At 51.9% G+C, this 9,748-nt stretch carries 11 protein-coding genes; 3 read left to right on the top strand and 8 right to left on the bottom strand.

The window, feature by feature from the left end:
- Both ABYK60_RS17645 and queA read right to left on the bottom strand, forming a co-directional pair.
- Window positions 1–413, bottom strand: a 413-nt coding sequence (locus ABYK60_RS17645; protein ID WP_372873314.1) for a tRNA-guanine transglycosylase, incomplete at its 3' end; no start/stop codon positions are given.
- Between the two features lie 153 nt (window positions 414–566).
- Window positions 567–1,604 carry a tRNA preQ1(34) S-adenosylmethionine ribosyltransferase-isomerase QueA gene (gene queA, locus ABYK60_RS17650; protein ID WP_372873315.1) on the bottom strand — a complete coding sequence of 346 codons (1,038 nt, stop codon included), beginning with the start codon at window positions 1,602–1,604 and terminating at the stop codon, window positions 567–569.
- A gap of 377 nt (window positions 1,605–1,981) precedes the next feature.
- Between queA and ABYK60_RS17655 the strand changes: the two genes are divergently transcribed.
- From ABYK60_RS17655 to ABYK60_RS17665, 3 genes are read left to right on the top strand one after another with little or no spacing between them, the layout of a single operon-like run.
- Window positions 1,982–2,575, top strand: a complete 594-nt coding sequence (locus ABYK60_RS17655) for an ACP phosphodiesterase (RefSeq protein ID WP_372873316.1) — start codon at window positions 1,982–1,984, stop codon at window positions 2,573–2,575.
- A complete protein-coding gene (locus tag ABYK60_RS17660) occupies window positions 2,576–3,088 on the top strand; it encodes a protein disulfide oxidoreductase (RefSeq protein WP_372873317.1) in 513 nt (170 codons plus the stop codon).
- Between the two features lie 59 nt (window positions 3,089–3,147).
- Window positions 3,148–3,822, top strand: a complete 675-nt coding sequence (locus ABYK60_RS17665; RefSeq protein ID WP_372873318.1) for an RluA family pseudouridine synthase — start codon at window positions 3,148–3,150, stop codon at window positions 3,820–3,822.
- A 16-nt stretch (window positions 3,823–3,838) separates the two neighbouring features.
- On the opposite strand, the gene ABYK60_RS17670 is transcribed toward ABYK60_RS17665, so the two are convergent.
- The 6 genes from ABYK60_RS17670 to ABYK60_RS17695 all read right to left on the bottom strand — a co-directional run bounded on the left by ABYK60_RS17670 (window position 3,839) and on the right by ABYK60_RS17695 (window position 9,646).
- On the bottom strand, window positions 3,839–4,132 hold the full coding sequence (locus ABYK60_RS17670; protein ID WP_372873319.1) for a hypothetical protein: 294 nt from the start codon (window positions 4,130–4,132) through the stop codon (window positions 3,839–3,841).
- A gap of 486 nt (window positions 4,133–4,618) precedes the next feature.
- On the bottom strand, window positions 4,619–5,122 hold the full coding sequence (locus ABYK60_RS17675; RefSeq protein WP_372873320.1) for a CIA30 family protein: 504 nt from the start codon (window positions 5,120–5,122) through the stop codon (window positions 4,619–4,621).
- Between the two features lie 94 nt (window positions 5,123–5,216).
- Window positions 5,217–6,440 carry a serine/threonine transporter SstT gene (gene sstT / locus ABYK60_RS17680; protein WP_372873321.1) on the bottom strand — a complete coding sequence of 408 codons (1,224 nt, stop codon included), beginning with the start codon at window positions 6,438–6,440 and terminating at the stop codon, window positions 5,217–5,219.
- A gap of 219 nt (window positions 6,441–6,659) precedes the next feature.
- Complete coding sequence (locus ABYK60_RS17685) at window positions 6,660–7,562, bottom strand: chemotaxis protein (RefSeq protein WP_372873322.1); 903 nt, start codon at window positions 7,560–7,562, stop codon at window positions 6,660–6,662.
- 59 nt (window positions 7,563–7,621) lie between these two features.
- Window positions 7,622–9,148: a phospholipase D family protein gene (locus ABYK60_RS17690; protein WP_372873323.1), complete on the bottom strand. Its 1,527-nt coding sequence runs from the start codon at window positions 9,146–9,148 to the stop codon at window positions 7,622–7,624.
- A gap of 30 nt (window positions 9,149–9,178) precedes the next feature.
- A complete protein-coding gene (locus tag ABYK60_RS17695) occupies window positions 9,179–9,646 on the bottom strand; it encodes a dual specificity protein phosphatase family protein (protein ID WP_372873324.1) in 468 nt (155 codons plus the stop codon).
- Window positions 9,647–9,748 lie beyond the last annotated feature (102 nt).

Below are 9,748 nucleotides of genomic sequence, written 5' to 3' on the forward strand. Positions count from 1 at the left end.
ACATCGGAGCCGAGTGAATGCTGGATTTGCATCGACTTTTCGGCATCCATAAAAATCTTTTCGCCGTTGATGGGCGAGCGGAAATGCACCCCTTCTTCGGTGATCTTACGGATATCGCCGAGGCTGAATACCTGAAAACCGCCCGAGTCGGTGAGAATAGGACGCTGCCAGTTCATAAAGTCATGCAGATCGCCGTGCTTGCGCATGATCTCTTCACCGGGGCGCAGCCACAGGTGGAAGGTATTACCCAGCAGGATATCGGCGCCGGTGGCACGCACTTCTTCTGGGGTCATGCCTTTAACAGTGCCGTAGGTACCCACAGGCATAAAGGCCGGGGTTTCCACTGTGCCACGTTCGAAAACCAGTCTGCCGCGACGGGCGCGCCCCTGGGTAGTAATCAATTCAAATTTCATAATGACCTCGTCAGAGAAACAGTCTGACTGCATTTGGGCCCAAATGGCCGATTCAACTCACATGGGGGTGACAGCAAGCCGCTTCAAGGCACCACCACCAAAAAAAAGCCCAACCAAAAAGGTTGGGCAGGCATTTTAAAGCAAAAAATGCCTTTAGGGGGCTTTTTTAGTCACAAACATGGCATCGCCGTAACTGAAAAAGCGGTATTTTTGTTCAACTGCGTGGCGATAGGCACCAATCACCTCATCGAAGCCTGCAAAGGCGCTCACCAGCATGATAAGTGTCGACTCCGGCAGGTGGAAATTGGTCACCATGGCATCGACCACTTTGAACTCGAACCCGGGGAAGATAAAGATATCGGTATCACCGCAAAATGGCTGCAATTCAGCTTCGCTGGCTTTGGCCGCACTTTCAAGGGATCGCACCGAGGTAGTACCCACGGCAATAACCCGCTTTCCCGCCGCCTTGGTGGCACGGATTTTCTCTACCACCTCGGCTGGAACTTCGGCCCACTCGGAGTGCATCTTGTGCTCAAGCACATTGTCGACCCGCACTGGCTGGAAGGTACCTGCACCCACGTGCAGGGTCACAAACGCCATGTCCACGCCTTTGGCTTTCAGGGCGTCAAGAATGGTTTCATCAAAATGCAGACCGGCTGTGGGAGCCGCTACGGCACCGGGGCGCTCATTATAAACGGTTTGATAACGTTCTTTATCGGCATCTTCATCGGGGCGGTCAATATAAGGCGGCAGCGGCATGTGCCCCACGGCCTCCAGCACTTCAAGGATGCTTTTATCATCCTGCAGCGACAGCTCAAACAAGGCGTCATGACGGGCGTCCATGGTCATCTTGAAGCCACCATCGAGGATAATCTCGGCGCCGGGCTTGGGGGACTTGGATGAGCGAACATGGGCCAGAATGCGTTTGTCATCCAGCATGCGCTCGACCAGGATTTCCAGCTTACCACCACTGGCCTTCTGGCCGAACAGACGCGCCGGAATAACCCGGGTGTTATTGAAAATCATCAGATCGCCAGGCTCAATCAACCCCAGGATATCGGTAAACTGGCGATCGGCCAGGGCACCGCTATTGCCTTCCAGATGCAGCAAACGGGAGGCAGTGCGTTCCGCCATGGGATAGCGCGCAATTAATTCATCTGGAAGTTCAAAGGTAAAATCAGCAACTCGCATTTACTACTCTCACGCCGTGGCCAAAAAAGACGCGCGTAGTCTAGGGGCTGAGCCAGGTAAGATCAAGGATCCTTGGGTGCTGGCTTATTACCCTTGGTTTGCTGTTCGACAGATTTTGCGCTGGGTTGATTATCTAATTGCTCGAATGGGATATCGAACTGAACCTTTCTGCGCTGGGGGGGCTTTTTAATGCCAAAGACTTTCGTGAACCAATTCCACATCGTCCGTGATTCCTCAAGGTGCTCAATTACTCAGGGTGCTGATGTCACATCCTTAAGGGTTGCCGTTGGCTCTTTGGCCATGGTTGCATTTTATGGGTTCCCTAGACATCGGCGCGCATGATACCTTGAACCCCTGAGTCAATCCAAGAACAAATTATGAACTTTCTTGCACACTTGCACCTGGCAGACATCAGCGGCACCAGCCTGGCAGCCAACCTGGCTGGCGACTTTGCCAAGGGGCCGGTTGAGCGCTTTCCCAAGGCGTTGCAACAGGGGCTGTGGCTCCACCGCCAAATCGATAAAATCACCGACGAGCATGAGATTTTTAAAGAAACACTTGGCAAATTTCCCAAACACTTAAGCCGTGCAGCCCCTATCCTGATTGATCTTGGCTTTGACCATCGCCTCGCCCGCGACTGGGAAGAATACCATCATCAGCCACTGGCAGAGTTTTGCCGCCTGGCGTATTCCCGACTGCTGGAATGTCAGGAACTGCCGGAGAAACTCGCCGCCATAGCCCCCAAAATGCAGGCCGAAGATTGGTTTGGCAGCTACGTGCACCGTCAGGGCATCAACGCCGCCATCAATGGTGTGCGCAGCCGCTTGTCGCACCCAGAGATCTTTAATGGTGCCGAAGAAGCCATTGAGAAACTGGATGTTGAGCTGGAAATTGCCTTTCGCACTCTGTATCCACAACTGATGGCCTACGCAAGACGCCTGGCCCGCACTACACCTGAACAATACCTGTAAATGAACGATACGCCCAATCCCCGCAGCAAAGCCAGACGACTGCTGGCTGAAGCCCTGATAGCCATTGCACTGTTTTATGGTGTATCTGCCTATTATCAAAAAGATATGCTGAAAGATGTGGCACCGGTGATAGCCGCCAAAGGTGTCAATGGCAGCAGCCTTAGCTTGCCATCAACTTCGGGCAAGGCCACTCTGGTATATTTCTTCGCCGAGTGGTGCAGCGCATGCAAGCTCACCTCCCCAGCCGTCGATAATATTGCAACCGATTATCCAGTGCTGGCCATTGCTGCCGACTCAGGCAGCGACAGCGACCTAAAAGCATTTCTTAAGGCAAAAGGTTACGGCTTTGATGCGCTGAATGACAATGGCAGCCTGATGCACCACTTTGGTGTGAGCGGGTTTCCCTCCATTTACGTTGTCGATGCCAGTGGACAGATCCGTTTTGTTACCCGAGGCGTCAGTACCGAACCTGCGCTCAGAGCCCGACTTTTGCTGACCGAACTGCTGCAATAATCATAGAAAATTCGTAGAATGCGCCCACTTGATTCCTGTGTGCCAATTAAGGAAGCCTGATGGAAGTGTTTGACTATCGCCCACCGGCAGTGCCCTGGCTCGATATTCGCTATATCGACCGCGACATTATTATCATCAATAAACCATCGGGGCTGCTGTCCAACCCCGGCATGGCGGCGCACACCCATGACAGTGCCATCACCCGCCTGTGCCAACTGTATCCGGAAACGATACTGGTACACAGGCTTGACTGCGCCACCTCTGGCATCATGGTGTTTGCCCGCAGTAAAAAAGCCGAATCTAACCTGAAGACCCAATTCCAGAACCGTGAAACCGGCAAGCGGTACCTTGCCGAGGTGGCTGGCCACATTGCCAAGGATGAAGGCACCATCGACCTGCCCATTGGCAAGGACAGAGGTAACCCGCCATGGCAAAAAGTCGACAGCACGGAAGGCCGTCCCGCAGTGACCCACTTCAAAGTGGTGGAACGGAAGGAGAGTTCAACTTTGGTGGCACTCATGCCCGAAACCGGTCGCACTCATCAGTTGCGGGTGCATATGCTGGCTTTAGGTCACCCCATTCTGGGCGATGAGTTTTACGGCAGAAACGTAGCGTTTGGAGACGGCACGGTGGAAAGTGCCAGAGAAAGACTGTGCCTGCATGCCCAGAGGCTTGAATTCAATCACCCCTGGACAAACAAGCCAATGCAGTTTGACAGCGCAGCGCCTTTTTAACGAGGCGCTGCCCTATTTATGCCACCAGCATCTCATCACGGGCAGGTGCTGTGTAAAAGCTGCCGCGATAATTACAGAACTCAAGCCCTGCCTCGGTCACCATAAAATACTCACCAAAAAAATTACCACCGAGATCTTCAAGCTTAAGGCCGGAATCGGTTTCGGTCAGACGCATCTCATCACGGCTGTGGCAGCCGTCACTGAACCAGGTTTCCAAAAAAATCCGGCCATCCTCTTTATACAGAGTCAGGCTGTCACCTTGATCGGGTCTTTCATCAACCCAACGTCCCATCAGCTCACGTACACTCATTTCTGCCTCCCGCCCGGACAGGCGCCGACGCTTTTCAAATGCAGACACGGTTGAATCCCTATGCATAATTTGCGCAGCAGCAAACATTCCAAAAACCTCTGCTGCATTCAGCATAGTTGCCATTGACTCTTTTCTCCGTTAAACCAGCGTAAATCGTTAAAATTCGGTGAAGATACGGATAAAAACCTGTGATAAACAACCACTTTTATTTCCGTTCTCTGTTTGCGGGAAGTGTAACTCAGCTGGAAAATAAAAACGCGAGCAATATCACTATTTATGCGTAAATTTTCGACGCTGCCGCGTAAAGCAAAAACGCCAGTTCGCCTAGGTCACGGGAAAGTCGCAGTCGTGTGCTTTTTGATAGATGAGATTGTTTTTGGCAGAAAGTGTGCCTGGCAAAACAAAACGACCAATCGGCAGCGCCACACGCTCTGCCCCTCGCAAAAAGCAGGCCCTACGCTGCGGTGCCTGCCTGACACGATTTGGTTAATGCTTGTAAAAGGAGATGCTTCTGATGGCGAGACTGAACTCCCCTTCCACACCATCGCCGGCCACCAGACCAAAACCACAAACCTGAAAACGGTCGAGCGGCGGCGCCATGGCCGTCAAGCCGCGGCGCATGGCCACAAAGTGATTGAATGGGATCCGATAGCGACACCAGTGACGCTGCTTACTGTGCACTTCTCCCAATCTTGCCTGGTAAACATGCCGCTCTTTCGATACCACATCCTTTAGATTGATCTTAAACAGTCTCTCAGGCGCCGAAATTTCAAGCTCTACCCCCAAATAAGCGCTGACATCTTTGGGCTCAAAATCCAGATAAACCGAGGCAAATCCGCCGCCATTTGCGAGAGAAACAAGACCGGAAAATAATCCATATCCCTCGGGCAATGTCAGTAATTGTGCACCTGACTCTCCTCCCATCAAAGAGTCAGTCACGCAGTACCAATCTCTTGCACTGTCCAGCACGGTAAAATCGACGAGCTTCATTTTCACCTCCCGGAGCCCCGTAATCTGTACCCCAAAAAAAAGCGGCTGTCTTTTAAGACTGCCGCTTTCTCAGCGATATGCAAAACAGACGCTATCACACTGCCTGTTCACGCTCAGCAGCCTCACAGGCGGCAGCGGTAAAGAGCACGTCTGTGGAACTGTTCAGTGCGGTCTCAGCGCTGTCCTGGATGACACCAATGGTAAAGCCCACGGCCACGACCTGCATGGCAATATCGTTGGAGATACCAAACAGCGAACAGGCAAGTGGAATGAGCAGTAAAGAGCCACCCGCTACACCGGAAGCGCCGCAGGCTGACACGGCTGCAATAACACTCAGCAGCAATGCGGTGGCCATATCCACCTCAATACCAAGCGTGTGCACAGCCGCCAGCGTCAGCACTGTGATGGTGATAGCGGCACCAGCCATATTAATAGTGGCTCCAAGGGGAATAGACACCGAGTAGGTATCTTCATGCAGCTTCAAACGCTCACACAGCGCCATGTTTACCGGAATGTTGGCCGCACTTGAGCGGGTGAAGAAGGCCGTCACACCACTTTCACGCAGGCATTGGAACACCAGCGGATACGGGTTGCGCTGGATTTTTAAATACACAATGAGTGGATTTACCACAAAGGCTATCAACGCCATGGCTCCCAGCAGTACTCCCAGCAAATGGGCATAAGCCGCCAGCGCTTCAAAACCGGTTTGAGCAAAGGTTGCCGCCACCAAACCGAAAATGCCGATGGGTGCCAGACGAATAACAAAACGTACCAGTTGTGACACGCCATGGCTCACATCATGCAACACAGTTTTGGTGGTACTGCTTGCATGACGCAATACCACTCCAAGACCCACACCCCAGGCAAGCAAGCCAATATAATTGGCATTGATAAGCGCATTGACGGGGTTATCCACCAATTTAAACAATAAGGTGTTAAGTACTTCACTAATGCCCTGAGGCGGATTAGCACCAGCGGCTGCATCAATCAGTATCAGGTTGGCTGGAAAAGCAAAGCTCAGCAGCACGGCAGTCATGGCTGCGGCAAAAGTACCTATCAGATACAGCACCACAATAGGGCGCATATTGGTCTGAGAGCCTGTTTGCTGATTGGCAATGGCCGATGCCACCAATACAAACACCAACACAGGCGCAATCGCTTTAAGCGCTCCAACAAAAAGATCACCAAGAAACGCAACCTTGTTGGCACTGGCAGGGCTTACACCCGCAAGCAATGCCCCTAAAATAATCCCTACAAGAATTTGCAGTACCAGACTGCCACCGACGATACGTGCCGGCAAAGATTTTTCAGTACTCATGACTAGACCTGTCGTTGTTATCGTTATGTGCCTGTCGGCAATGGTTTGGTCTGAACGCGACGAAGGGATCGAGACCGAGCTTTGGGTTTTAACGAAACTGAGCAGCTTTGTCCAGTAAAGCCACTCAAAGCTCCGGCTTTAATCTCGGTTGGCACTCTTGCGCTGCAAATTGGTTTCATTGGCGCAACACCCGCCAGACCGCATTTACCTCAAGCCCCCTCATCCAGATACAGATTTACTTTTTCGCTCCACTCCGCGAAGCATGGCTGCAATCAGTTCCTGTGCATCAAACTTAGTCAGCGCCTCATCGGCACCTACCTGACGTGCCTGACTGACGCTTATCTCACTGGACAGCGAGGTATGCAAAATAATATAAGCGCCAGCAAGGCGGGGATCATTTTTAACTTCAAATGCCAACTCATAACCATCGAGGCCTGGCATTTCGATATCACTCACCAGAATATCCACCGGATGTCTGGCGTCAGCATTCTGGCTCATGATGTCAAGCGCATCATTGCCATGGGAGGAAACCTGATAGTTAATATTAATGGCATCCAATGCATCAGAAAGCTGCTTACGGGCCACTTTGGAGTCGTCCACCAGCAGGATGTTCATGGGCTTTAGCTGCTCACGCTGCACATCGGTCAAAACCCCTATACGCCGATCTTCCTTAATCGGAAAAATCTTAGACAACAACAGCTCTACATCCAGTAACTGAACCAGCGCATCCTGATAGCGAGTCACGCCGGTCAGGAAAGCATTACGACCAAGGTTGTCCGGAGGCGGCAAAATATCGCGCCAGTTACACTCAATTATCTTGTCGATACCGCGTACCAGAAAGCCTATCACCATCCGCTGACAGTCTGTGATAATAATGAAACATTTGGATTTTTCTTCTTCGGTAACAGGGGGATAACCAACAGCCGCAGCCATATCGATAACAGAAATTGTATGGCCACGAACCGTGGCTGTGCCCAGCACTGACGGGTGAGATTGGGGCAAAGCATTTAGATGGGTGTAAGGCACCAGCTCGCGGATTTTAAGCGTACCCATGGCAAACAATTGCTGGCGACTGAGATGAAACAACAATAAGCCTTGCGATTGATTGGCTTTACTTTTCATAATTCCTCTTTACTTATTTTCCATCTGCCCCGACAAAACATCTGACATTACCCGAAACATTACAACTGAGACTCTAAAGGGATGATGGATAAAAAATCAGCCATTAAACGACGCCAAAAACCAGCCTGAGGCTCTGCATACAGTAGCTCACCTGAGCGCAAATCCTTCCAATACAGACCTTCATCTCCCAACATCAGCTTAAAAGTATTATTAGTCAAAAAACTTGGCAACCAGGCCTGCATCTGCTGATTCAGTGCCCCCTGCTCAACCCACACCCCCATCTCAGTATTCAGCCAGGCCGAGCGGGGATCGAAATTAAACGAACCCACAAACATCGCCTCATTATCGAGCAGGAAGCTCTTTGCATGCAGGCTTGAGCGGGAACTTCCCTTCCAGGAGTGACTCGGCTTTCGGCCGGTAGCTTTCACCTCATATAAGCTTACACCACCGCGAAGCAGTGCCTCGCGATATCCCTGATAACCCGAATGCACCGCCACCACATCCGTTGCTGCCAGGCTGTTGGTAACAACTATTACCTCGACACCCCTTGCAGCCATGTCAGTGAGTAGCGTTACACCGCTGTCAGTGGGCACAAAATATGGGGAGAAAATCACCAGTCGCTGTTTTACGTCGGCAAAGGCCTCAAGCAGCGGTTTTATCATCCATTCATCAGCCTGGCCCTGATGCTTTTCCGGTGGATCGGCAAGCACAGTCGCCTCACCCCAAAACCAGCCAATACGATTGTCTGCCAATTGTCTCAGCAGCGGTGACTTGATTAGCCGCTGGACATAAGGGTGCGCTTCCAAGCTGGCTTTTTGCAAATCAATAGTGTGATAGATGGCCGCCAGTTCCTCTTTGGCACTTTCCAGACGCGAAAACGTCTCTACCGGATAACTGCTGGCGGCATTCCAGTAATTATCAAACTGATCCGAGACCTCATCCACTACCGGACCCGCCATCAGTAAATCCAAGTCGCCAAACTCCACCGCTTCATCGTTGGCGAAGTACTCATTGCCAATATTGCGCCCCCCCACCACACTCAGGCGATTATCCACAGTTAGTGACTTATTGTGCATCCGATGATTCATGCGGGCAAAGTCACTCAAAAACGACAGGGCTCTCAGGCTGCGGTGAGCTGATGGGTTATACAGGCGAATGCCAATATTGGGATGACTGGCCATCACAGCCAGTTGATGGTCGATAGTGGCGCTGGCGGTATCATCAAGCAGCAATCGCACCCTTACGCCGCGATCTGCCGCCTCGAGCAACTGCCAGGCGAGCAGCCGTCCGGTATCATCGTTACGGAAAATATAATATTGCAGGTCGATACTGCTGTGAGCCGACTGGATCAGTGCCAGTCTGGCTACCATGGCGTCCAGACCATCGAACAGTGGCAATACTGCGCTCTGACCCGGATTTTCCGACAGTGGCTCGGCCAGATAACCGGCGATTAAGCTGTCCTCGGGCGAAGTCAGCTTGACAGATTTTTCCATATCCTTGAGTTCAGGCAGGCTGGCACAGCCACCAAGGGTCATGCAGCCAAAAAGCATCAGCCAGAAAGAGCGACGGGCAGCAGGCCGGGGCATGAATTAGAATTCCTTGCAATATCAATTGGATTAGTCTTGCAATGAATATAACACATCGTACACTAATTGATCCCAACCATCCGCTGAAAACGCCTCTTCCCTTAGTGCGCGCACCTGACTGACTGCGTGCACCGGTGCCGCGCCGCGGCGCATCATATAAGCGGCCATCAACAACCCGGTTCTGTCGTTACCCAGAGCGCAGTGCACCAAAACAGGTACCGACTTCGCTTCCCAGGTTTCAATCCAGTCCAGGCTTTCCTGTATCACCTTGGTGTACAGTGGCAAATCCTCTTCCCTCGGCGGCACATTACGCGGCAAGGGTCGGTGCAGGTGCGCAATACCAGCAACCGGCAAGGCTTGTGGATCGCCAATGTCATCAGAAAATGACACCAAAGCACCAATACCGGCCTGTTTCAGTTCACCCAAATCCCAAGGCTCACAGCAAGGGCCGCAGCGTCCTGCCAGTACCCCATCAACCATCCAATACAGGTGTTTCATATCAATCCCCGTCAGGTGTAATGGCGCCATTATGCCAGATTGCCCACCGCAGGGGATTTGACAGAGCTCAGTATTTTTCCGATCCCGTACGTTAAAACGTCA

This window comes from Shewanella sp. (assembly GCF_041630135.1).
Classification (GTDB): domain Bacteria; phylum Pseudomonadota; class Gammaproteobacteria; order Enterobacterales; family Shewanellaceae; genus Shewanella.